This is a genomic window from uncultured Algibacter sp. (genome assembly GCF_947490405.1).
Taxonomy (GTDB): domain Bacteria; phylum Bacteroidota; class Bacteroidia; order Flavobacteriales; family Flavobacteriaceae; genus Algibacter_B.
In genome coordinates, this window is record NZ_CANLGU010000008.1 from 1 (window position 1) to 25,772 (window position 25,772).

Below are 25,772 nucleotides of genomic sequence, written 5' to 3' on the forward strand. Positions count from 1 at the left end.
TGGTACTACATTTGTGGAAGAGTAGGTCGTCGCCTTTTTTGAATCCCGATACATTTTTTGTATCGGGATTTTTTTTGCTTTTTATTGAATTAAATAGTGTTCTATTATGCGTGTGAGATGTCTCTCTACGTTCGACATGACTAAGTCTATTCAAATTCTTTATTTGATTTTGTGTTACTCGTACCTCGCTGTTTAGACATAACTTATTGTTGTTGTTTTATTCTCAAATTATAATTAATATCTTTAGTCTCCTTAAAAATGCTCCAGATTATTATAACTATGATATACACCATTATAGATGTTGAAACCACAGGTAAAAGCAACAAGCTTACTGAGATATCTATTTTTAAATATGATGGGACACAGGTTATTGATGAGTTTACGTCTTTGATTAATCCGCAGATGCTTATTCCAGATTATATTACAGCACTTACGGGTATTGATAATGGAATGGTAGCTGATGCACCCACGTTTTCAGAGATTGCACAGGCTATTTTTGACTTTACAGATCATTGTATTTTTGTAGCGCATAATGTGAATTTTGATTACAACGCGGTTCGGAATGAGTTTAAAGCTGTTGGAATTGACTTTAATAGAAAAAAGTTATGTACCATTCGGTTGGCGCGAAAACTGATTCCTGGGCATAAATCTTATAGTTTAGGGAAATTGTGCAATGCGTTGCATATTCATATTGCAGATCGTCACAGAGCGCGAGGTGATGCTGAAGCTACTGTTATTTTATTTGAACTTTTACTAGCTCAAGATCATGCGGAAACGGTGTTCAATGATTTCTTAAAAAAATCGTCTAAGGAAGCGACATTGCCTTCTCATTTACCAACGTCTGTTTTTAATAGTTTACCCAATACGCCTGGTGTGTATTATTTTAAAAATAAAAAGGGGAAGATTATTTATGTGGGGAAAGCGAAAGATATTAAAAAGCGTGTGTTAAGTCATTTTTATAGTAAGACGAAGAAATCTTTGGCGATGTGTCGTGAGACTGCCGATATTGATTTTGCACTCTCTGGTAGCGAATTAATAGCCTTACTTATGGAAGATGCTGCCATAAAACAGCATTACCCAGAATACAACCAAGTGGCAAAACGTGCGCCTAAAATGCATGCTATTTTTAGTTATACCGATAGAAAAGGGATTTTACATTTGGCCTATAACACGCTTAAAGCGACACCAAACCCGATATTGATTTTACATACTATAACAGAATGCCGCCAAGAGATAGAACAGTTGTGTAGCCAATTTGAACTCTGCCCAAAGTATTGCCATTTACAGGAAAACGTTAGCACTTGCAACCATTTTAAAATACATACTTGTAATGGGATTTGTAAAGACGAAGAAGCTGTTGAGCAGTATAACCAACGTGTTTTACAATCTATAGAGAGCATCAAAACCAACAAAAAAGATGTGGTTTTAAAACAAAAAGGACGTTACGAGTACGAAGATGCCTTTATTATGATAGAACAAGGTACCTATTTGGGTTATGGTTTTATTGATAAAACCGAACAGATTAATACCACCGAAGATTTAGAAACCTTTTTAATACGGCAACAGGATAATAGTGATGTGCAGAAGATTATTAGGCGGGTTTTGAATTGAAAAAAGTCATTGCGAGGCACGAAGCAATCTGTCAATTTTTATCGTATTCAATCATGAGATTGCTTCGTCGTTCGTGCTTCTCTTCTCGCAATGACGTTATAAATCATCAAAAAAATCATCCCAATTAGGATTTAAGCTTTCTATCAGAGCTATTTTTTGAGCTCTACTACCTCCTTTTAACTGCTTTTCTCTTCCAATGGCATCTCCAATCATTTGAAATGTTTCGTAATAGACCAACTTGTTTAAGTTATAGCGTGCTGAAAATGATTTTTTATCGTACTTTTCTTTATGCTGAATGATACGCTCTTTTAAATAGGCTGTTACCCCAACATAAAGTGTTGTTTTGTTTTTATTGGTTAGTATGTAAACGTATCCAGGTTTCATGTTTACACGTCATTTCGTTTTTACTGTCATCGCGAGGCACGAAGCGATCTGCTCCTATAATCACCACTAATTTAATAGATTCCTTCGTCCTTCGTCCTCGGAATGACATTTAAATAAATTATTAACGGGCATTTTTCTTAAAATTCTCCGCTTGAGAGAATATTTCCTCATAAACTTCGTCTCTCTCTACAGGCGGATATCCAAATTCGTCTAAAAGTAATATCAATCCAACTTTTAAAGCTGCTTTAATATCGTCTCGTTTGCTCCAATCAGGGAATTTTGCTTGACTGTCTACTAATTCTTTCACTTTCTTAGCTAACTCAATTAACTTATCTTCTGGATATGTGAAATCATATTTAGCACATAACTCAAGTAAAATGTCATAAAAGGCTTTTTCTTCAAAGTCGATTCCAAGTTCGTCTCCAGCGTTGAATTCATCACGTACTTGCATTATCATTTCGGTTAATGCTTCTGCCATTTCTTCATAGACTTCACTTCGTAAAATGTCATTTTCACTTCTGTCATTGTACCTAGCCACCAATGAATCCATCTTTTTAGTAAAATCAACCCCTTTTATTTTATTTACTTTCTTCATTTCTCCAATAGCTTTTGCTAGTAGTTTTTGAAGTAGTTTAATTTTAGTATTTGGTAATTTTATCTTGTCTATTTTGGCTAAATAATCATCATCAAAAATGTCTTGCTCAGCTTCTGTGTTTTCGCCTAGTTTAAATATTTCTTCTACACCATCACTTTGCAATGCATCTTTTATCATTTCTCGCACCTTAGCATTCATTTGTGCGGTGTCTGGAGCATCTCCTTTTGTTAATTTAAAAACAATAGAGCGTACTGCTAAATAGAAATGTGTATAATCTCTTTCGGTTTGAGTGAGTTTTTCGCTTCCTGCACAAATATCATAAGCTGCTTTTAGTCTTTTAACTAAGCCCATAAAACGTGTTTCAGCTTCTTTGGTTACTTGTGCAAATTCGGCTGCTTGATTTAAAGTATTTAATTGGTCTAATGCAGAACCATTAAAGTATTTGCTATTATCAAACTTATGGAAAAACTTACCTAATAAATCTAAGTGATTACGAACTATAATTAGCGAAGACGCTATATCTTCAAAATTATCTTGGTCGCCTTTACCATATTTAGCTAAAGCCATATTCATAGCTTTTTTAATACCAATATAATCAACAACCAAACCTTTGTTTTTACCTGCAAATTTTCGGTTAACGCGCGAAATAGTTTGAATTAAATTATGTTGCTGAATTGGTTTGTAAATATAAATACTATCTAAAAACGGAACATCAAAACCTGTTAACCACATATCGACAACAATGGCAATTTTAAAGTTTGATTTTTCGTTTTTAAACTGACGGTCAAGTTCTTTTCGGTATTCTTTTGTACCCAAAGCATCATACAATGCTTTTGGGTCGTCTTTACCACGTGTCATTATCATTTTAACACGTTCCATTGGTTTTATCTCTCGTTTGTCTTTGTCTGTCAATTCAGCTCCATCTTCAGCTTGTTTTATTTCAGCCCATTCTGGTCGCAATGCCATTAGGTTTTTATACAATTCATAAGCAATAGGTCTGCTTGGGCAAACAAACATTGCTTTACCTTTTACAGTAGCGCCTTCATTAACTCTGTTTTCATAATGATTTACAAAGTCTACTGCTATTTTTTTGAGCACGTCTGGGTCGCCCAAAATAGCATTCATATTTGCCGATTGCTTTTTGCTTTCTTCTACTTGATATTCATTTGCTCCAGCTTCGGCAGCTTCTTCATAGTATTTCTCAATTTTTTCGAGTTCGCTATTGTTTAAAATAACTTTTGCAGCTCTTCCTTCATATACAATTCTTACCGTAATTTCATCTTTTACAGATTCTGTCATTGTATAAGAATCTACCACTTTACCAAATACATCTAAAGTTGCATCTATTGGTGTTCCGGTAAATCCAACAAAGGTGGCGTTAGGCAAAGAATCGTGTAGGTATTTAGCAAAACCATAGGTTTTCTTAACCCCTTTTTCGGTAACTTTTATTTTTTGGTCTAAGTTGGTTTGACTTCTGTGTGCTTCGTCAGAAATACAAATCACGTTAGTACGTTCTGTAAGTAATTCTAAGTCTTCGGTAAATTTATGGATGGTTGTTAAAAACACACCACCAGATTCGCAACCTTGCATGAGCTCTCTTAAATGACTGCGACTTTCAACACTTACAATGCCATTATCTCCCACATAATTTTTTGCGTTTGTAAATTGTGATGATAATTGGTCGTCTAAATCGGTTCGGTCTGTAATAAGAACAATGGTTGGGTTTTTAAAATACTCGCTTTTCATTAATAAGCGCGTTAAAAACAACATTGTAAAACTCTTTCCGCATCCTGTAGCACCAAAATAAGTTCCACCTTTACCATTTCCATCTGGTTTTTGAGCCAATTTTATATTTTCATATAAAGCTCTAGCTGCATAATATTGTGGATAGCGACACACAATTTTTTCGTCTTTTTTACTGCTGTCTGGTAAGTAAATAAAATTGCGAATAATGTCTCGCAAACGATTTTTGTGCAACATGCCTTGAACCAAAGTAAACATAGAATCTATGCCATCTACATCTGATGCTAACCCAGAAACGCGTCTCCAAGCATAATAGAATTCATACGGTGCAAAAAACGAACCTGCTTTATTATTCACACCATCACTAATCACACAAAACGTATTGTAAATAAACAATTGCGGAATATCTCGCTTATATCGTGTTGTTAACTGTACATAAGCGTTATGAATAGTCGTGTTTTCTTGAATAGCTGTTTTGAATTCAAATACCACTAAAGGCAAACCATTAATGTATAAGATACCATCTGGAATACGTTTGTGGCTGCCCACAATTTCTAATTGATTGACGAACTTGTAAATGTTCTTGTCTCCATAATTTGCTTGAGGTTCTGCAACTACAATCGTTTCTACAGTTGCGCTTTGAACTTGTTTTTCTAAACCTGAAAAATCGATTAATTGAACGTAGATATCCTTTTGGTTGGGGTCTTCTCTTTTTAGAATAAACCCATCCGAAAGCATACGCATAAAACGTTTGTTACTTTCGTATAAATCTGAAGCAGGTAAGGTTTTTAATTGCAGAATAATACCATCTATTTCTGTAGTAGTGATGTTTTCTTTAGCATAATGTGTTGCCAAAAACGAACGCAAATCGTCTTCCAATAGCACTTCGTCTTCTGCACGATTTAGGGTAGTGCCCAAATTATGTGGATAGCCTTCATTTGCCAATAACTCAGCAAAAACATTTTCTAATTGTGCTTCTGTAAATTTTTGACTCATACGACTTGTGTTTTTAATTCAACTTGAGTCATTTTGGCTAATAACAAACTTTGTAATCTTATTAAACTTCTTTTTTCTTTTTTCTTTATTTCAATATTATCTTGAATAATTATACTTTTAGAATTAAAGAAAAATATGCTTTTATTTTCTGGTACAATAATAGGAATTCTTAAAATGTCCTTTATTGGTAATTGAGGTTGAGCAGAGCCAGACATAAAATTGGAAATATCTTTTTTCATTGAATCGCTTTTCATCAAAGAATATGTAAATAATGAATAACTATTGTTTTTAGGTCGAAAAATTACCATTCCAGAATTTATTCTAAGATGACTATATTCAATTATTTCCGAATAAAAAGCGATATTTCCAACTGTACCTCTTGACGTTAAAACTATATCATTTCTTTGTAGCTTCCCTTTTCTTAGAAGTTCATCTCTTTCTTTTGAAATAAAACTAATATTTGAAAAGTTAAATCCTGTTTTTGTTACATTACCTGCATTTAAAAACAAACAATGCCCTTTTTCTGAAAAATGTTCTTGACTAGGATAGTTTTTTCCTCTATCACCATCAATGATTTCGGCAATAGTATTTATTCTCTCCACACTCCAACCAACAGGAATCTCTTTATCCAACTCTTCATTATACAACATTTTACCACCAGAAGATTTATAAGGTTTTCCATCTTCATTTGGGAACTCAAAATCTACAAACCAATGTTTGTATAAAGCTTGTGCAGTAGTTTCTAGGTTGGTATTTATTTCTTCGTTGAGTTGTATGCGGTTGGTAATCGTGTTGTACTCGTTTACAATTTGTTGTTGTTTTTCTATGGATGGGATGGGTAATTGGGTGTCGCATAATTCTTCCCAATCAAAAACTTCTCTTGCGCTTCCATGAGATTTAAAACGAGCAAAACGGTCAAACTCTGGTCTACGAAACCACATCATTAAATATTCAGGTAGAACTTCTTGTTCATCAATTACTTTAAAAACAGTATATGCTTGCGAAACAATGGCTTTTTCAAAATCTTCTAAAAGCGCAATAGAAATTTTATCTCCATTTCTAGAAGTTACTGGACCATAAGCAAATTGATTTTTCTCAATTATCTTATAAGTTTTCATATTCGTCCCAATAGTATTGGCGATAGAAGGCATTAATACTTTTCTGATACTTACACCTAACAAAGTAGTAACCTCTAACTCTTTATTCCTAATATTTACAGGTTGTATGTAATCGCCTAAACGTTTATAAATCATAGCCCAATGCTTTAAAAACGTTTTGCAAATCGGCTTTTGAGGCTTCTTCTTGGGCTAACAAGTCTTTCAGTTCGGTTTGTAAGCCTTTCATTTTGGTGTCAAAATCTATGTTTTCATCTCGGTTTACGAACTCAATGTATTTACTTGGTACTAGAGAGTAGTCTTTTTTAATGACTTCCTCTTTGGAAGCAGCGTAGCAATATTCTGGTATGTCCTTATAATGAGATTGCTTCACTTTGTTCGCAATGACTCGTGTTTGCCAGATATGGAACGTATCGGCAATGTCTTCTATTTGCGTATTCGAAAACTGAATATATTTTTTCTCAAATGGTTCGCCTTTTTGGCGTAAATCCATAAATAAAATTTCGTTTTCTCTGTTGCGATACTCACGAGTTTCAATTCCTTTATTTACTGTTTTTTCAGCTTTGTTCTTATTTAAAATCCATAGCGTTACAGAAATGTCTGTGGTATAAAACATATTTCGTGGCAGAATCACAACAGCTTCTACCAAGTTGTTTTCAATTAGTTTTTTTCTAATTTTATATTCTTCACCACCACCCGAGAGTGCACCATTTGCCAATATAAAACCAGCTATACCATTATCGGAGAGTTTAGATACCATATTTAAAATCCAACCATAATTAGCATTACTTTTTGGCGGCACATCGTACCCTTGCCAGCGTGGGTCGTCTATGAGTTCGTCTTTACCACGCCAATCCTTTTGGTTGAACGGTGGGTTTGCCATTATAAAATCGGCTTTTAAATCTGGGTGTTGGTCAGCACCAAAAGTATCGGCTGCTTTTTCACCCAAATTGGCAGCAATACCACGTATGGCTAAATTCATTTTAGCTAGTTTATAGGTAGTATTGGTGTATTCTTGTCCATATACAGATACCTCTTTTTTGTTTCCGTGGTGGTTTTCTATAAACTTTACAGACTGGACAAACATACCACCAGAACCACAAGCAGGGTCGTAAATAATACCTTGGTAGGGTTCTATTAATTCGGCAATGAGGTTTACAATACTTTTTGGTGTGTAGAATTCTCCTTTTCCCTTTCCTTCTTTAATGGCAAATTTGGCTAAGAAATATTCGTACACACGTCCTACAATATCGTTTTGTTTGTCGGCAATAGTGTTTATTTCACTTATTTGGTCAATAAGCGAAGCGAGTTTGGTTTTGTCTAATCCTAATCTAGAAAAATAATTATCTGGTAAGGCACCTTTAAGTGCAGGATTATTTTTTTCTATTTGGTGTAAAGCAGTATCAATTTTCAGCGCTAAATCGTCTTGTTTTGCATTTGCTTTTATGAAGTTCCATCGTGAGGTTTCATTTAAGAAAAAGACATTTTTCATATTGTAGAAGTCTTTCATTTCTACATATTTTTCTTTTCCTTCTTCAATGAGTTCTTCTCTACGTTCTTCAAACTTATCGCTGGCAAATTTTAAGAAGATAAGTCCTAAAACTACGTGTTTGTATTCGCTGGGTTCTACGGAACCTCTTAATTTATCACAAGATTGCCAAAGGCTTTCTTCTATAGATTTGGTTTTTATTTGTTTTGCCATTAAGTAGTTTTTGTTTCAGCTTTAAAAATAGTGTTATTTCTACTCTTAATTATTATGAATTTTATAAAAATCGATTAGCTAAAACATCAATTTAAAGTATAAATAATTTTAATCTTCCTTTTTTAACTTATTAACAAAAGAGCTCAAATTTGTAGCATAACCAACCATTATTTGAGGAAATACCTTGTAGGTTCCTAAATTGTAATGACCACCTAATCTAAAATATACACCCGAATTACTATCCTCAGAATTTGTTAGGGCATATATATTCGCCATTACTTTTAAATTGGGAGAATTATTGGTTGTTGAAAAATCGACATCATTCTTATTAGTCCCATTTGCTCTAAACCAATTTAACCCAACAGTCATGTCTGCGCCAACACTAGACTGTGGCCTAATTTCAAAATTTATTTCTAATTCTTGACCTATAGAAAACACTTGGAAACTTTTACGTTCTAATACTTTCTCTTCAATAGTAGGTACATTATTACTCACTATTGTATCACGTTCCTTTAAATTATATTCAATACCTGTTCTTAGGAATCTTAATCCGTAACGTAAATGAATAAACGTAGATGCACCTTTCCACTCAAAAGTATACGGAGTAATAAGTACACCTGCATCAATATTATTATTAGATAATAAATTAAAGTTATCTGTTGTGAAGTTTTCAGCATTAACTTCAGATGTTTCATCAGCATCAAAAGTATCTTCTAATTCAACTTTACGAGAATTATTTTCAAAACCACTAAAAAGATTTACTGAAGCATAAGCTGTAATATTATCAAACAATGTTGCCTTTCTATAGTTCCTTAGATGCCAAGGTATTCGTATTCGTCCTTCTGCAATAATTAAACCATTACTATTATTGTTATTTAACCCTAAGAAATCTGAAAAGAATATCCCAGTGAAATAGTCCCCAATTTTACGTTCAACTACTTTCGTACTGTCTCCTAACCCAATTTTCATTTCACCATTCTTTACGGCATAATTATATTTTTTGTACGGTAAAAAATCTAAGATATCATCATAATAATAGGTAAGTGTATCATTGTCTTTATCAATTAAGGAATTGGTTTGTACTCTATGGGTAAACTCGCGTAGGGGTAAACTATAATTTCTGTTAGTAAAAACTCTTGTATTCTCTTTATCATTACTTAAACGTCCTACAATTGTGATATCATCTGCTCTATTATTAAAGAAACGAATATTAACGGAATCAATAAGCAATTCAACATTTTCATTAATTTCAAGCTTTCCATATTTATCTAACCAGTACCATCTTTTTTTTAATAATTTACTCTTATACAAAGGAACTTTTCTGTTTATAACAAACTGACCGCTAAATGTATTTTTTGCGTTTTCTATTTTCTCAAAAATATTTGTAATGGAGTCATTAATTTCCTGCTTTAAAGCTTCTGTCTTTAAGTTTTGTTTTTTTGTTATTAACATATAGTATATCTTACCAATAGTCGTTTGATTATTATCATTGCCATCTATAAAAACACCGTGTTGTTTTATTATACTATTTACAAATTCATTTTCGGATATTTCTAAACTATACGGGCCATAGATCTTACAGCTACTATCATCACTTACTTTACAAACTTTAATATTTATAGACTTATTATTAAACAAATAGTAAAAACTGTATGTGTTATCTGGAGGGCTACTAGTATCGGTAAGTGATTCTGATGTTAAAAATTTATAGTCTGCATTATTTGAAATTTTTGTATTGTAAAGTTCAGCTAATAACGAAGTGAATTTTGATCTTATCTTCTTTTCGAAGTAGTTAGCTAATTCATCTTTTTTAGAGTCAATTTGAGATTGAATAACAGTGATAAAGTTAGTTTTATTAGCTACTATATCATTCGCATAATTTATTTTAATAGGCTTGATTATATCTTTAGCAGATAATTCGAAAACACCACTGGAAGCATTTTTAATTTTAAATTTTGGAAAACCTTCAGGAGCATTGTCTAGTTTAAACTCAACCTCTTGGAGTACTGTTGAAACCTTTGAAGGATCTAAATTAAAACTGATTTTTGTAAAATCAATATTTTTTAATTCTGAGAGCAATAAGTCTTTATCAAAGATCTTAAACTTAAAACTACTTACGCTTTTATCTAAAGTTTCTTTTAATTTTTCTTGAAAAACGAAAATATTATCATTAGGTAAGAGTGTTTGAGAGCATATTTTATTCAAAGAAGTCGTCTTTTCACAAATTGTAAATAAATCATTTGCTTTGTCATAACTCAATCCATAAGTCTCTTGTAAAATCACTTTGGTTTTAAGTTTCTGCGCATTTATTGTGAATACACAAAATATCACAAAAAATAAAGTCAATAAAGTTTTCATAATCCAGTTGGTTTTGGTTATTAGTTAAAATTAATAACAAGTACAATAGCAAACCATACCCAACAAAAGGTATATTTTGCTATTTATACCTTTAAATAAAAACTAAGTAATTATCTACCATTAGAAAAATGGTACACTTAAGGAGAATACTAATATATTTATATTAAGAATTATCTTATAAATTTTTGGATAAACTGAAGATAAATTCTTTAAACTGTTAAATTTATAAGTTTTCATTAGACAAAACTTCAAAAAAAATAAGGTATTGATAGTTTATAAATAGAAGTTTATTGTGGTTTAGGTTTTTGTTCATGAGATTGCCACGTCGTCCCGATAGCTATCGGGACTCCTCGCAATGACGGTTTATGATGAGACCGCTTCCCACCTTGTAATGACGTTTGTAAATGGGTTTGGTTTTTGTTGAGAGTGGATTTTAACATACAAGTACAGCGGGAGCGATAGTTGTGGCGTCTCTATTTGCACCATATAAAAAACGTTGTTGTCATGTCGAAATGAGGTACGATTGAGACATCGCATTATTTTATGATGATTATATGATGTGATTTCTCCTTTCGTCGAAATGACTTTATGAATGTTTAGAATGTTACAGAAGTGTTTGGTACTTAATTATTTTGATTAGCTTTTAATTTGTGTAGGTATATGGCTTTGGCAGACACGCCCCGCGGGAGCGATAGTAGCGGCATCCTTTTGTTTTTGTAAGGGGTTGGACTGAATTTTAAATATTGAACAGAGCGTGTTATGGATTCCTGCCTTCGCAGGAATGACAAAAACAAAAGATATAGTGGATAGCGCGGTTTTTGCTTTTTTCGGCAAAAACCCGCCCTAAAGATTATTCAGAATTAGTATCTTCAATTTTTAAAATTTTTAAGTGTTTGATGGCTGAGAATAAAGAGCTGGATTTGGCGTGGGCGTTTGTTAATAATACCAACCGTTCTATTTTTTTGACGGGTAAGGCGGGGACTGGTAAAACCACGTTTTTGCACCGTTTGAAGATGCATAGTTTAAAGCGCTTGGTGGTGGTGGCGCCTACGGGTGTGGCGGCGATTAATGCGAAGGGTGTGACGATACATTCGTTTTTTCAGATGCCTTTTGGTCCGATTTTACCGGATACAAATTTGAATGCCAGCAAGGGGTTTAACCGCAAGTTTAGCAAGACGAAGATTAATATTATTAAGAGTATGGACCTCTTGGTGATTGACGAGATTAGTATGGTGCGCGCCGATTTGCTGGATGGGATTGATCGCACCTTACGCCGTTATAGAAACCGTAACAAGGTGTTTGGTGGTGTGCAGGTGTTGATGATTGGCGATTTGCAACAACTAAGCCCTGTGATTAAAGAACAAGAGTGGGACTTGTTGAAAACACATTATGCCAACGGTTTCTTTTTTAGTAGTATGGCGTTTAGAGATTGTAATGCGATTACTATTGAGTTGCAGCATATTTACCGACAGGAGAACCCGAAATTTATTGAAATACTTAATGAGATACGCAACAATGCCTTGAGCCAAAGGGCTGCGGATGAGTTGAATAAACGCTTTATACCTGATTTTACGCCAGCTCCTGATGGGGGCTACATAAGTTTAACCACACATAACAATAAGGCGGAGGCGACCAATAGGAGTGAGCTGGTAAAATTAACTACGAAACCGTTTACGTATAGGGCGGAAGTGGATGGTAAATTCCCGGAATATGCCTACCCGAATGCTGTGGATTTGGAATTGAAAGTTGGGGCGCAGGTAATGTTTGTGAAGAATGATAGCGACCCTGCGAAACGGTATTTTAACGGTAAGATTGGAAAGGTGATTTTGTTGGACCGCGATGAAGTGGTGGTGCATTGCCCTGAGGATGATTTTAATATTAACGTGACGCCGGAAACTTGGGAGAATATTAATTATTCGGTTGATAGGGAAACGAAGGCGATTACTGAAGAGAAAATAGGATCGTACACCCAAATGCCCTTACGACTGGCGTGGAGTATTACCATACATAAAAGCCAGGGGTTAACCTTTGAAAAGGCTATTATTGATGCGGCTGGTGCTTTTGCGCATGGGCAAACTTATGTGGCTTTGAGTAGATGTAAATCCTTAGAAGGTTTGGTGTTGAAGAGCAAGATACATGCTAGCCAGATTATTAGCGATGGTAATGTAACGCGTTTTAATGAGGCTGCTGAGGAGAATGCGCCCGATGAAACGGTTTTGGCGGATTCGCAGAAGCAGTTTCAGTTGGATTTGATTGCTGAGATTTTTGAGTTTTATGGGTTTTTGTATCCGTTGAACAGGATTTTGGATGTGTATTATAAAAATAGAACGGTGGTAGAAGGGAAGGTAGAAGACATTTTTGTACCTATTAAAGATTGTATTACTAACTTTTTGAAAGTGGCTAATGGGTTTAATACTCAGTTACAACAACTTGCTTTGGATGGTGGTTTGCCTGAAGACAGTGTTTTGATTCAAGAGCGTTTTAAAAAGGGTATTGCTTATTTTAAAGCAGAAACCGATACTAAGATTTTAGCGCCTTTAAAAACCTTTGCCTTTACTACAGATAACCAAGCGGTAGGTGGTGAGATTACCAAACATTTGGATGCTTTTGAGGATTTATTGACGGTAAAGCTGTTGTATTTTAAAGGGTTAGACACTGGATTTGAAGCACGTAAATTTTTGGAGTTGCGGGCCAAAGCTGTATTTTCTGGAAAGGAAGCGCCTAAAAAAGCGAGAAAGACTGTTGTTGAAGGGACGAGTAATGTAGAGCTGTTTGAAACGTTACGCTTATTACGAAATAATATTGCGCAGGAGAAGGGTTTGGTGCATTTTCAGATTTTCACCCAAAAGGCGTTGTATGCCATGTGTGAAACCCTGCCCACCAACAAAGCGGAATTGCTTAAGGTAAATGGTATGGGGAAAACCCGCGTAGAGAAATATGGTGCTGCTATTTTAAAAGTGATTCGAGGGTATTGTGAGGCAAACGATATTGAAACCGCTGCCGAAGTGGAGATTTTTGATGCACCCACAAAGCCTAAACGCCAAAAGGGTGATACTAAAAAGGAATCGTTAGCCTTATTTCAAACGGGCAAAACGGTGCAGGAGATTGCAGATTTAAGGGAGTTGAATACCAATACGATTATTGGGCATTTGGCGAGTTTTATGGCTACTGGTGAGGTGAAAATAACAGATTTGATGCCTGCCGACCATTACGAAGAATTGAAGGCTTTGATACCTAAGACGACTTTTGAGAATTTATCGGATTTAAAACATCAGTTGGATGATAAGTTTAGTTATGGGGAATTGAGGTTGGTGGTGAATACATTATCAAATTAAACCAAAAGCATATTTTAACACTTAATCTCTAATACTTTTGGCTCAATTTGATTTCACTAACTAAACTAATGACTAACTACAAAAAATTTAAATATATTTTTTTTGTTACTTTTTAACGATTAATTTTTTTGTTACGTTACCTTGTTCTGAAATAATATTCAATAGATACATACCATCTGGTAAACTACTAACATTGATAGTATGGTCTATAGATAAGTTTACATGGACTGCTTTTCCAGTTATATCGTAGACTTCAATTGCAGTAATGGTTACTCCTTGGCCTGGTTTGATGTTTACTATATGACTTGCTGGATTTGGGTATAAGAGTACATCCATTTCTATCAATTGTTCAATAAGGTCTAAGGTTAATGCCGAGGTTAATTTATTTACAGCAAACCCATCACCATTACCCCCATTAAATAAGGTTAGCATAAGACCAGATAGGTAATTTCCTGGTTTTAATTCACTAGAAAATCCATCTCCATCGCCGCCTTCAAAAATAGCGTTCATAAACCCTACAAGGAATACAGAATTCAGTTCTTGGTAATCTGCGCCATCACCAGAATTCCCAGTAAAAAGCATACTTAAATCTGTACCATTAATAATGGATTGCACGTTATTCTCTGAATGCCCATCACCAGAATTTCCAACATATAGTTTATTGATGTTGCTTCCAGAGATAGTTAGTGTAGACGCATTTATAGAAAACCCATCACCCGAACTTCCGTGATAAAGGTTAACATCAGAACCTGCAAGAAATAGTTGATTCATTTCAGTATCGTGACCATCACCTTGATTACCTTGATACATTACAGAAAATGAGGCTATTTCACCAGTTAATCTACTACCTTTTAGGGAAGCTATATCACTTCCATCATCTCTTCCTCCAATGAATTGTGCATTCAAATGAAAGCTAATGAGTAGTATAGGTATAAAATATAATTTTTGAATCATGAGTTAATGTTTTAATCAATAGACCTTACTCCACGGAACCCTAACCTGTTGTTTCCAATTGATATCACTGAAGCGGCATCGTACCTATCTGAAACTCTAATAAAATTTATACCATTAAAAAAAGAACCACCTCTATAGCCTATGCCTGTATTATAGTCATTAGGCCACGAACTAACATTGGCATCTCCACTAGGAGTTAATATACCATCTCCATGTGTTGCAGTAAATGCTCTGCCTTCTGGATTCCCAACTGTTATGCAACGCTCATATAAATTTCCAGTTAATTCCATAATGCCATAATAGCTTCCTCCAGTTTCTTCTCTAGTTTTGTTTACAGCGCTAGCAGCTAATATGCCAACTCTTTTAGGTCCAGTTGGAGTGCCATTGGTCGAGGCATATAAAGCATTTCCTGTACCCGTTTCTGGATTTGATACTAATTCGTTTGATTGAGATTCATTTATTAAAGTATATGTATTGGTAGCAATGTTTGCATTACCCCAAGCAAATTCATTTCCTTTTGGAGCAATTGGACCTCTACATGCTTTTTCGTATTCTAGCTCTGTCATTAGTCTTAAACCTGACCAATCTAAATAAGCCAATAATAGCTTGTTTGTAACATAATTAAGAGGAATGTCTGGTGATGTAGTTGTAGCACTAGCACTACCTTCTTCCCAAGAAATTGAATTTCTATTTAAAACTGTATCTACACCCTTGCCATTGACTCCAGTAACATCATTATCAGTTTTTTGGCTTGCTGTAAGCGTGTTAAAAAAACTAACCCACTGTCCTTGAGTTACTTCGTATTTCATACAGTAAAATGCATTAAAACCTTTTGGAAATGCTTCAGGTAGTGGGCCTAATTGGTCTCCAGGTCTGGAGCCACCTGTAGCGGTACTATAATATAGGTTGCCTACTCCGCCAGCTATTGTAATGGCGTTTTCTGATCTTACGTTGTAAGGAATATTTTGAAGAAATGTATAGAATTTACCAACTTCATTACCTGTTGAGCTTCCTACAGAGAATGATCCTTCAGGGACATTTACCATTTCAATAGCAAATACTTTTATATCTATAATATCATTTGGATCTATAGAACCATAGTCCCAGCGTAATCGCATATCTTGAAGGTTTAAATCGCCGCTACCCTCACTATCTCTATAAACAAAAGCACCAACACCATCACTAGATATGTCTATAGTGCTTCCAGAGGCTGCAATAAAATCTGTTTGTGCTAGTTGAGCGTGCATCCAATCTCCACTATTTACACGATATTTAATAAATACCCATGCAGCATCCCAATTGGATGGACCTGCGTTTAGTCTCCAAGAATTTTCCCAGCTTAAATCGAATTCTATTTGCACCCAATCAGGCTCATTTAAGTTTTCCAAAGTAATATTACTTACTGAAATATTATTGGCATTGGTTAAAAAGCAAAAAAGTAGTGCTAATGTTAATGTGATTTTTGTTTTCATTTTTTTTAGATTTATGATTAATTTCTGTTGCTCATTTAATCATGGACTAGGGGAGAATTGAGGAGCAAAAAAAGAATTTTAGTTTTTTAAAAAGGGAATAACTGCCATAGTTATATTGTCATTATTCCCCTTTTCTTCACTTAATTAATAGCATCTTTATTTCTTTATTTCTATAGATTTAATTACTTTATTTTTAAGAGTGATGTTTAATAAGTAATGCCCTTTTTTTAAATGATCGATGCTTAAATAAATGTTTTGATTTTCTTCTTTATTTATATCATCGGTTTTGTGCATTAATTTTAATGATTAGGTAATGGATTACTTAACATCATTTTTATGTTCAGTTGTAAAATTATAATGAAAGTGTTTTAGAAGATATCAAGTATGTAACAAAGTATATAACATATGTAACATGACTAAAAATCTAGTGTAATACTACTTTAAAGCGTATTCTGAAGGCGTACATTGATACTTTTCTTTAAAGCATTTTATGAAATAAGAAGGTGAATTGAAACCAATTTGATAGCCAATTTCTGAAATAGAAAGATCAGAAGTTTGTAAAAGTTTTAAGGATAGTTTTAAACGCTCACTTCTTATAAATTCAGTTGTAGATAATCCAGTAATTGCTCTTAATTTTCTATGAAGTTGCATACGGCTCATGTGCATTTTATTTGTAAATACCGCCGAATTAAATGAAGAATTTGTAATGTTTTCGGTTAAAACATCTTTAAGTTTATTTAAAAATTGTTGTTCTACAGATGTTGTTGAAATATCTTTTAGTTCTAAACCATTACTGTAACGTTGTTGTAATTGTAATCTTAATTCAATAAGGTTTTTTACTTTGATTTTTAGTTTTTCGCTATTAAACGGTTTTACTACATAATCATCCGCTCCAGTTTTTAAGCCTTTAATTTCATTGTCATTTCCACTTTTTGCGGTAAGGAGGATAATGGGAATATGACTTGTGCGCTCATCTTGTTTTAAAGTATTGCATAGCGCTATACCATCAGTTTTTGGCATCATAATATCACTTATTATGATATCAGGAATAATTTTTATAGCTTTTTTTATGCCCAATTCGCCATTTATTGCTTCTTCAACAATGTATTCATTTTTAAATATTGATTTTAGAAAAATGCGGATGTCTTGGTCATCTTCAACAATAAGCATTAAAGGCTGTTTTAACGTATTTGTAGATGTTTGTAAATCATGATTTTCATCTATTTCTGGTGTATTAGAAAATGCTTCTTCAGCAAACTCTGATGCATTAAAAAACGAACGTTCTATAGGTAAGGTTACTGTAAATTGAATATCATCTTCATTTAAAGCATGAGCAACAATATTTCCATGAGATAAAATGGTTAGTTCCTTAACTAAAGATAGTCCAATACCAACACCATCAGTAGATTTGTTTTTTTGATAGTATCGTAGAAATAATTTTCCAATATCTTCAGATTTTAGGGTGTTTCCATTATTTATAAAGGTAAGAATGATTTGTCCTTGTTGTGTGTTTACATCAAAATTAATGTAACCACCGTTTGGTGTATATTTTATAGCATTTGCTAATAAATTGGTTACGATTTTTTCTATAATATCTTTATCGTACCATGCGTTATCAATTGGCGTTATATTATATGAGAAAGCAATATTCTTTTCTTCTGCATTAAATTGAAACCCCTTAACGAGCTGTTTTAAGAAGATGCCTAAATTACCTTGACTTACAGATAAACTTAAATTACCCGTTTCTAATTTAGATAGATCGAGTAATTGGTTTACTAAATTTAAAAGGCGCTTAGAATTACGTTGTACCAGTGTTAGCTCAGTTTTATCAATTTTTGATAATTTGGGGTTGTTTAATTGTTTTTCTATAGGGCCAGTAATAAGTGTAAGTGGCGTTCTAAACTCATGCGAAATATTTGTGTAAAGTTTTGTTTTAAACCCATCTAATTGTTTGAGGCGTTCTGTTTCTTTTTGTTCAAACTGCAATTGCATTTTAATATGCCATCTCCATTTTAGATACCTATATATTGCAAAACTTAATAGGATGCCCAATATTATATAACTAAAAATAGCCAAAGTATCTAAATACCATGGTTGGTTAATAGTAAATGCATATGAGGTAGGTGAATTGTTCCAAACACCATCATAGTTACTAGAAACAACCTGGAATTTATAGTCGTTTGGGGGTAAATTTGTGTAATGCGCTATATTTGAGTTACCAGATTCTATCCAATTTTTATCGTGATTTACTAATTTATATTTATAGGCATTTCGTTCAGGTTGAGAAAAGTGAAGGCTTGAAAATGTGAAGGTAACCGTATTATCGTTGTGTTTTAAGTTTAAGTTTGGAGTTAAATCTCTTGTTTTTGAGAACACTTCAAATTTTGAAATAATGGTTTTAGGCTTAATAGTATTGAATGTTAATTGTTTAGGGTGAAACCAATTAATACCTTCTAATCCACCAAAAATTAAGGTGCCCTTTTCGTCTTTGAAATATGCTCCAGTATTAAACTCTTTGGCTTGTAAACCATCATAAACGCTAAAATTTTCAAAACGTTTTTCATTATTATTTAGAATAAATTGACTTAAACCATTATTAGTACTTAACCATAAATTCTCATTCTTACCAGGAAGAATTCCATAGATAACATCATTTGGTAAACCTTCTTTTTCTGTAAAAATAGTTACAGTGTTTTTTGTTGTATCATACTCTTTTAACCCGTTTCCATAAGTACCTACCCAAAGTATATGGTCTTTAATAAACAAAGACTTTATTTTATCATTTATTAAATCTATTTTTTTTACATCCCCAGTTTGTTTATTGAGTTTAAATAGACCATTATCATCTGTCCCTATCCATATATCATTATTTTTCCCTAAAGTTAGAGCTCTAACATTATTAGATTTTAATGAAGAGTTTTTAGTGTTATATTGTTTTAAAATTCCTTTATTTTTATCAAATAATATAATGCCATTTTGTTCTGTACATAACCAAGCTTGATTTTTTGAAGCTTTAACAATACTCCAAATGGTTAGGTTTTTAATTTTTGGGTAAAATTTATATTTACCATTACTGTCTATAATATTTAATCCGTACCCTTGATGGCCTATCCATAACTCATTTTCAATAAAGTTTAAACTAATTATTCTATTACTGGCTAAAGCAGTATTTTCTGTGGTGAATGTTTTATAACTGTCTGTTTTTTGATTTACAACGGTTAAGCCTTTTCCTGAGGTTCCAATCCATATATTATCAAGATTATCGGTAGTAATGCACCTTGCCATATCAACATTTACCGTTTTTGGTACTTGATTGTTAGTTAAGATATTGAATTTAATTAGGTGTGCGTCGTAATAACTAGCTCCTGTGCCATCAGACCCAAGCCATATGATGCCTGTAGCATCTTCATATAAACAAAGCATATCATTGTAATGAATAGCAAAAGGGTTGTTTTTATTGGCCTTAAAGTTTTCAATAACATTTGTTTTAAAATCAATTAAGTACACGCCATTCCCATAAGTGGCTACCCATAGTCGGTTTTTTGAATCAATTAGGAGGTCCTCAATATTTAGGTTTTCAGGAAGGTTTGGTGCTTTAAATTTGCTAAAAAAGTTACTTGATTTGGATTTGAAAAATAAACCTGAGCCATAAGACCCCAACCAGATATCTCCATTTTTATTCTTTTTTAAAACACTAAAGTTTTCAATTTTAGAGCCTATAACAGGTAATTCACTATAGCTATTATCTTTTTTTAAATTATATACATAACCAGAAGAGGCAACTAAAATGCTGCTATCCTGTTCAATAATATTGTATATCGTTTTATTTGAATTGTTTTTGAAAATTTGAATTGTATCTTTTGTTTTGGCATCTATTTTGAAAAGACCTTTGTTATAGGAGCCAATGAAGACATTTAAGTCTTTATCTTGAAACACTGTACTTGCATCAAATGGAAGTTTAATATGCTTAAAGCTATCGGTTTTTTGATGGTAAAGCTCTAATTTTCCTGAGTGTGTAATTATCCAGAGTCTATTTTGCTTATCTATATATACTTTACCTAATTTACTAAAATTAGTTCTGGTGATGTCTTCAAACTGTTTATCGTAATGTATAAAATCTCTACCATTATATTTGTTTAGACCATCTTGTGTAGCCATCCATAAATAACCAATGCTGTCCTGTGCTATACTAATAACACTATTTTGAGATAACCCATGATTAATGGTTAAGGTTTTAAAGGAAAATTGTTTTTTAGGTAATTTTGAATCTAAATTTGTGTTGTCATTTTTTTGTGCGTTTAATAGGCAACCACAAAAAAACAAAATGAAAAGAGGTAGAATATAAATAGCTATTTTATGCCTAATGACTGGCAAGCTTTTTACAAGGTAGAGTTTTATTGATAGGTAAAAATGCATATAATAATTTAACTAAGATAATGATTTTTATAAGTAAATTTATTCTTACAGTTACAGGGTAGTGTAAGGATTATGTAAAAGAAAGAATTGCAAAAACGATTTTTTACTTTATCTGAATGACAAGTAATTTTTTTGTAAGGATTTTTAGTTGTTTGGACTAAACACTAATCTTATTTGAAATTCAAATTATTTAGTTAAATTAGTGTCCATGAACTTTATTATCCAATCTACGCTTAAAACACTTCGCAAATCTCAAATTTTATTAGATAATTTATCCAATGCACAACTAAGTGATGCTTCGGTATCACCTTACTATTCTAGTATTGGCTGTCACATTAGGCATATTTTAGATTTTTACGATTGTATTTTTAATGTTAAAGATGATAAAGTGGATTTAACGGCTAGAAGTAGAAATAAAGCTGTGGAGTGTGATTGCGGTTGCGCTCAAGATTATCTCAATCAAATTATAGGACGGTTAAGTTCTGCTTCGTTTGATATTAAAGATATTGTTTTAGTGACTGATGATTTAGGATTGGGAAAAACCGAAATAGCTTATACTTATGGCGCTCTATTAGCTCAAGCGAATAGCCATACCATTCATCATTACGCTATTATTAATTACATTTTTGATAGTTTAGGTATTGTAATTCAAGATGAAGAGTTTGGTTATAACCCCACTACGCCAAAGCAGGTTTCTACCGAGTAAATTTTATTTTTTGAATTTACAAGGGGTCTCGATACAATTTTGAGGGAGTCAAAATTACTTGAACAGACATTCAATACACATATTTTAGTTATTTCTTTTTGAACATACTGTTCATTATAGTTTTTATGCCCTTAAATAGCATAACAACAGCTAAAGCAGAAATAGCACAACCTACAATGAGCAATGGATAATATAATTTATCATCGGGTTTACTAAATGCAAAGCTTAATAATATTGGTCCCATAAATAAACTTAACAATGCAAAAATAAGTGTTTTTATGCCTTTAAATAATACTTGTTTATCGGTTCTATTTTCTTCCATCATTATAATTTTTTACAGCGTTACGAACGCTTTTGTATTGGTTTAGTAATTGTAAAGCTTCTTCTTGAGAAACATCTATTTCTTTCATAATCATTTTTGTACCTCTATCAACAAGCTTATTGTTGCTCAATTGCATATCCACCATTTTATTGCCTTTTACATGCCCCAATTGAATCATGACAGACGTGGTAATCATATTCAAAACTAACTTTTGAGCCGTACCTGCTTTCATTCTAGAACTTCCTGTAACGAATTCTGGACCAACAATAACTTCTATTGGAAATTTAGCTGTTAAGGATAAAGGACTGTTATGATTACACGTAATACATCCGGTGATGGTACTATTTTTATTACATTGTTCTAGAGCAGAAATAACATAAGGTGTCGTGCCAGATGCAGCAATACCTATTACCACATCTTTTGAATTGATATTGTATTCCTGTAAATCTTTCCAACCTTGTGTTGTTGAGTCTTCAGCAAATTCAACTGCTTTTCTTATGGCGGTATCACCACCTGCAATTAAACCAATGACCAAATCGTGAGACACACCAAAGGTAGGAGGGCATTCTGATGCATCAACAATACCAAGTCTCCCACTAGTACCTGCTCCCATATAAAATAGGCGTCCGCCATTTTTTAGTTTTTCAACAATTTGATTAACTAAAGCTTCAATTTGTGGTAACGCGTTTTCAACAGCATACGGCACAGTTTTGTCTTCGTTGTTGATGTTTTTTAAAAGTTCTGAAACACTCATCTTTTCCAGATGATTGTGGTTAGAATCTTGCTCGGTGGTTTTAATGAAACTCATGTTTCAAAAATACGTAAAATTTAAGTTGAGACTTTAAAAATTGTTGTGTATCTATTCAACAATATAAGTTAATACATCGGTTTCAGATACTCTAAAATAACCTAAAGGAAAATTATCAGGATTGGTTTGGTTTATACAATTACCTCTTACAGTAGCTGGTTGCGTTTCAAAGGGATCACCAGAGTCTTCGTCTGTCTGTTGTAATAAGATATTTAAAAACTCGTAAGTACGTTCTGAAATACCAGAATTGGTTATAATAAGCTCGTCTCCAGCCTCTAAGTTTTCATTTGAATAAAACGCAAATATTTGATTTCCATTGGTAAATTCGTCATCATAAACTTCTAAAGTGGAAGTATTTCTACTAATGACTGAAAACTCAAAGAGGTAATAATTTTCAGTGTTTTCAGGGTCTGTATAAAATGCTTTTATTTCAATTTCTTCACCAGAAAAACCACCATCATCCTTTTGCTCAACCATATCTATTGACGCTACGGGTGTCATAGTTTCTGTAGCTACATAAATCTCATTATTATAAAGAATATTTAAACTGTAAACCTCTCCTAAAATGGGATTAAAATTTTCATTCCTATAAATTCCAGAATTACCATCTTCAATAAAATTAAACACGTTGTTATTTGAATCTGAAACCGAAACAACGGCTCCTGAAGCAGCAGGAATATCGTTGTCAAAGAAAGGAGCAGTAAGACTAAGCTTTATAAATTGAGAATTTCCTGGAGTGTTTTTTAGCCAATGTATAGAGGCATCTATAACCAATCTAGGTTCTGAACTGTTAACATCAACATCAATAACATCTTCACAAGACACTAGGATTAGAGTAATAAAAATAATTTTAAATAAGTTTTTCATAATCTTAAAGTTTAAAATTATAAGATATTGATGGAACGATACCAAAGATAGCTAGTCGCGTTGCTTCATTACCACCTGTTGTTTCATTTTGTCCAAATGATATAGAGGCTGCATTTCTTCGGTTATAAATATTATAAATACCAAAAACCCAATGGCTTCTCCAGCCTTTGGTTTTATTAGGTTTTGGCGTATAATTTAATGAGATATCTAACCTGTGATAAGCTGGTAGTCTGTCTGAATTTCTACCACTAAAGTTAGGAATGTTTAATCCATTGTATTCATACTGAGAATTCGGAAAAGTTGCTGGTTGCCCTGTTTGAAAAAGGAAGTTTGCGTTCATTTTCCATTTTTCATTCCAATCAGAACTTCCAGTAAACGATATGTCGTGAGTTTTGTCAAAAGGTGTTCTATACCATTCGCCATTATTTATTCCTGTTTCAATAGGAGATCTACCCGGTGTTTGTTGTTCCGATTTTGATAAGGTATAGGCTAACCAGCCTTTAAATCGGCCTTCATTTTTTTTAGCTAGAACCTCTAAACCATAGGCTCTTGATCTTCCGTTTAGTACAACTTGCTCAATGGCATTATTGGCAACTAAATCTGCACCATCAATATAATCAATTCTATTTTTTACGGTTTTATAAAAACTTTCTATTTCTAAAGAGTATTTATTATTATTAAAATTTTTGAAGTATCCAATAGCATATTGGTCTAGTAACTGTGGCTTAATATATTTGCCACTTGGTGTCCAGATATCTAGTGGAGTAGGTGAGTTGGTATTTGATAGCAAGTGTAAATATTGTGCCATTCTGTTATAGCTAAGTTTTACAGAACTTTCAGAATTGAGTTGATAAGCAAGGGATGCTCTGGGTTCAAGATTAAAAAAACTTTCAATAACATCACTTCTGTCGAATGTTTCAGTGCCTATAGGTTGTGCTTTTTCGTAAATTTGAAAATCTTCATTAAAAATAACAGCACGGTCATTTTCGTAATTATTTAATTCATCTTGTCCCAAACGATGAAAACTACTAAAGCGCAATCCGTAGGATAAAGCTAATTTATTCGATACTTTGTGTTCTGCATCTAAATAAATCGCGTTTTCAAAAGCATATTTATCGATAAGTTTAAAAGGATTGATACCTGAAGACTCTACAGTTGGTCTGATATCACCGGGATTAAACTTGTAGTAAATACTATTTAATCCGTATTGAAGTTTTATTTTATCGGTTAAATAGTGTTTAAGATCATATTTTACATTGAAATTTTGAATCCCAGAAACCCAGTCAAACTCAACAAAATTGAGTTTTAAATCATAGTCGTAATCAGAATAAATTAAAGATAAGTTTGAAAAGAGTTTATCAGAAAACAAGTGATTCCATCTAAAGTTTAAAACCGAATTACCATAGGTGTTTTCAAAAGTGTCTTCAATTCTAAACACATCTCGTCCAAAGTATCCTGAAAGATATATGTTGTTTCTATCGTTTAATTTATAACTCAATTTGGTGTTTAAATCATAGAAGTATGCAATATTATCAATATCAAAAAGTGGTAAAAATAAATGTGCATAACTAGAACGACCACCTAAAAGAAAAGAACCTTTATCTTTTTTAAGAGGTCCCTCTAAAAGAAGTCTACTAGATACGATGCCTATGCCACCATTAGCATGAAACTCTTTACTATTCCCCTCTTTTTGATAAATATCTAGTACCGAAGAAACTCGACCGCCATAGCGCGCTGGAATTCCACCTTTGTAGAGTCTTAAATCTTTAATAGCATCTGGATTAAAAACTGAGAAGAAACCGAATAGATGCGATGAGTTGTAAATAATGGCTTCATCTAAAAGTATTAAGTTTTGATCTGCAGCACCACCACGAACATTAAAGCCAGAAGCTCCTTCACCTGCAGTTGTAACACCCGGTAATAGTGTGATAGCTTTGATAATATCTGATTCTCCAAGCACTACAGGGATTTCTTTAATTGTAGCAGAAGAGAGTTTATTAACACTCATTTGAGGTGTTCTTATATTCAGTTTTTCTATGTTTTCAGTGATAACCACAGCGTCCAAGTTTTCAAGAGCGTCTGTTAAGCTGAAATTTTTTGAGATATCATCATTAAGTGTTATTTCCTCGGATATTGTTGTATATCCCAAATAGCTAACCACAATATTATATGTGCCTTTAGGGAGTGTTATGGAATAGAAGCCATATTCGTTTGTGATAGTACCTGCAGAAATTTCAGAAAAAAAAATATTGACACCAATAAGAGTTTCGTTACTTTTTTCTTCAGAAATGGTACCACTTAAGGTGAATTTTTCTTGTGCATTAATGAATCCAGTTAGTATTCCAAAAGCACAAAGAAGCCAAAATATGCGGTTCTTCATCTAACAAT

Annotated in this window: 15 protein-coding genes; 3 read left to right on the plus strand and 12 right to left on the minus strand. The window is 33.1% G+C overall.

The genetic code is table 11. The features are described 5' to 3' along the window. The first annotated feature begins 279 nt into the window (after positions 1-279). A complete protein-coding gene (locus Q0772_RS15035) occupies positions 280-1,611 on the plus strand; it encodes an exonuclease domain-containing protein (protein WP_298346485.1) in 1,332 nt (443 codons plus the stop codon). Between the two features lie 96 nt (positions 1,612-1,707). On the opposite strand, the gene Q0772_RS15040 is transcribed toward Q0772_RS15035, so the two are convergent. The 5 genes from Q0772_RS15040 to Q0772_RS15060 all read right to left on the minus strand — a co-directional run bounded on the left by Q0772_RS15040 (position 1,708) and on the right by Q0772_RS15060 (position 10,504). Beyond that, a complete protein-coding gene (locus Q0772_RS15040; RefSeq protein WP_298346487.1) occupies positions 1,708-1,995 on the minus strand; it encodes a GIY-YIG nuclease family protein in 288 nt (95 codons plus the stop codon). Between the two features lie 121 nt (positions 1,996-2,116). Further along, entirely contained in the window at positions 2,117-5,329 is a 3,213-nt protein-coding gene (locus Q0772_RS15045) for an HsdR family type I site-specific deoxyribonuclease (protein ID WP_298346489.1), read from the minus strand. Beyond that, positions 5,326-6,582 carry a restriction endonuclease subunit S gene (locus Q0772_RS15050; protein ID WP_298346491.1) on the minus strand — a complete coding sequence of 419 codons (1,257 nt, stop codon included), beginning with the start codon at positions 6,580-6,582 and terminating at the stop codon, positions 5,326-5,328. The genes Q0772_RS15045 and Q0772_RS15050 overlap by 4 nt, the downstream gene beginning before the upstream one ends. Further along, complete coding sequence (locus Q0772_RS15055) at positions 6,572-8,146, minus strand: class I SAM-dependent DNA methyltransferase (RefSeq protein ID WP_298346493.1); 1,575 nt, start codon at positions 8,144-8,146, stop codon at positions 6,572-6,574. The genes Q0772_RS15050 and Q0772_RS15055 overlap by 11 nt, the downstream gene beginning before the upstream one ends. 108 nt (positions 8,147-8,254) lie before the next feature. Beyond that, positions 8,255-10,504, minus strand: coding sequence for a hypothetical protein (locus tag Q0772_RS15060; RefSeq protein ID WP_298346495.1), 2,250 nt, complete (start codon positions 10,502-10,504; stop codon positions 8,255-8,257). An 896-nt stretch (positions 10,505-11,400) separates the two neighbouring features. Between Q0772_RS15060 and Q0772_RS15065 the strand changes: the two genes are divergently transcribed. Then, positions 11,401-13,839: a helix-turn-helix domain-containing protein gene (locus tag Q0772_RS15065; protein WP_298346497.1), complete on the plus strand. Its 2,439-nt coding sequence runs from the start codon at positions 11,401-11,403 to the stop codon at positions 13,837-13,839. Between the two features lie 105 nt (positions 13,840-13,944). Here Q0772_RS15065 and Q0772_RS15070 read toward each other — a convergent pair whose 3' ends face one another. From Q0772_RS15070 to Q0772_RS15080, 3 genes are all read right to left on the minus strand, one after another. Then, positions 13,945-14,793 (minus strand): T9SS type A sorting domain-containing protein, encoded by an 849-nt coding sequence (locus tag Q0772_RS15070; RefSeq protein ID WP_298346499.1) that lies wholly within the window; start codon positions 14,791-14,793, stop codon positions 13,945-13,947. Between the two features lie 11 nt (positions 14,794-14,804). After that, a complete protein-coding gene (locus Q0772_RS15075) occupies positions 14,805-16,265 on the minus strand; it encodes an SUMF1/EgtB/PvdO family nonheme iron enzyme (RefSeq protein WP_298346502.1) in 1,461 nt (486 codons plus the stop codon). A 435-nt stretch (positions 16,266-16,700) separates the two neighbouring features. Beyond that, positions 16,701-20,681, minus strand: coding sequence for a two-component regulator propeller domain-containing protein (locus tag Q0772_RS15080; RefSeq protein WP_298346504.1), 3,981 nt, complete (start codon positions 20,679-20,681; stop codon positions 16,701-16,703). Between the two features lie 208 nt (positions 20,682-20,889). On the opposite strand from Q0772_RS15080, the gene Q0772_RS15085 reads away from it, so the two are divergent. Continuing rightward, complete coding sequence (locus Q0772_RS15085) at positions 20,890-21,387, plus strand: hypothetical protein (protein ID WP_298346507.1); 498 nt, start codon at positions 20,890-20,892, stop codon at positions 21,385-21,387. An 88-nt stretch (positions 21,388-21,475) separates the two neighbouring features. Here Q0772_RS15085 and Q0772_RS15090 read toward each other — a convergent pair whose 3' ends face one another. Genes Q0772_RS15090 through Q0772_RS15105 form a run of 4 tightly spaced genes read right to left on the minus strand, consistent with a single transcriptional unit; the run spans position 21,476 to position 25,764 of the window. Then, positions 21,476-21,709, minus strand: a complete 234-nt coding sequence (locus tag Q0772_RS15090) for a DUF6095 family protein (protein ID WP_298346509.1) — start codon at positions 21,707-21,709, stop codon at positions 21,476-21,478. After that, on the minus strand, positions 21,696-22,517 hold the full coding sequence (gene murQ / locus Q0772_RS15095; RefSeq protein WP_298346511.1) for an N-acetylmuramic acid 6-phosphate etherase: 822 nt from the start codon (positions 22,515-22,517) through the stop codon (positions 21,696-21,698). Before murQ ends, Q0772_RS15090 begins: the two co-directional genes overlap by 14 nt. A 51-nt stretch (positions 22,518-22,568) precedes the next feature. Next, positions 22,569-23,384: a DUF4249 domain-containing protein gene (locus Q0772_RS15100; protein WP_298346513.1), complete on the minus strand. Its 816-nt coding sequence runs from the start codon at positions 23,382-23,384 to the stop codon at positions 22,569-22,571. Between the two features lie 4 nt (positions 23,385-23,388). Then, on the minus strand, positions 23,389-25,764 hold the full coding sequence (locus Q0772_RS15105; RefSeq protein WP_298346515.1) for a TonB-dependent receptor: 2,376 nt from the start codon (positions 25,762-25,764) through the stop codon (positions 23,389-23,391). Positions 25,765-25,772 lie beyond the last annotated feature (8 nt).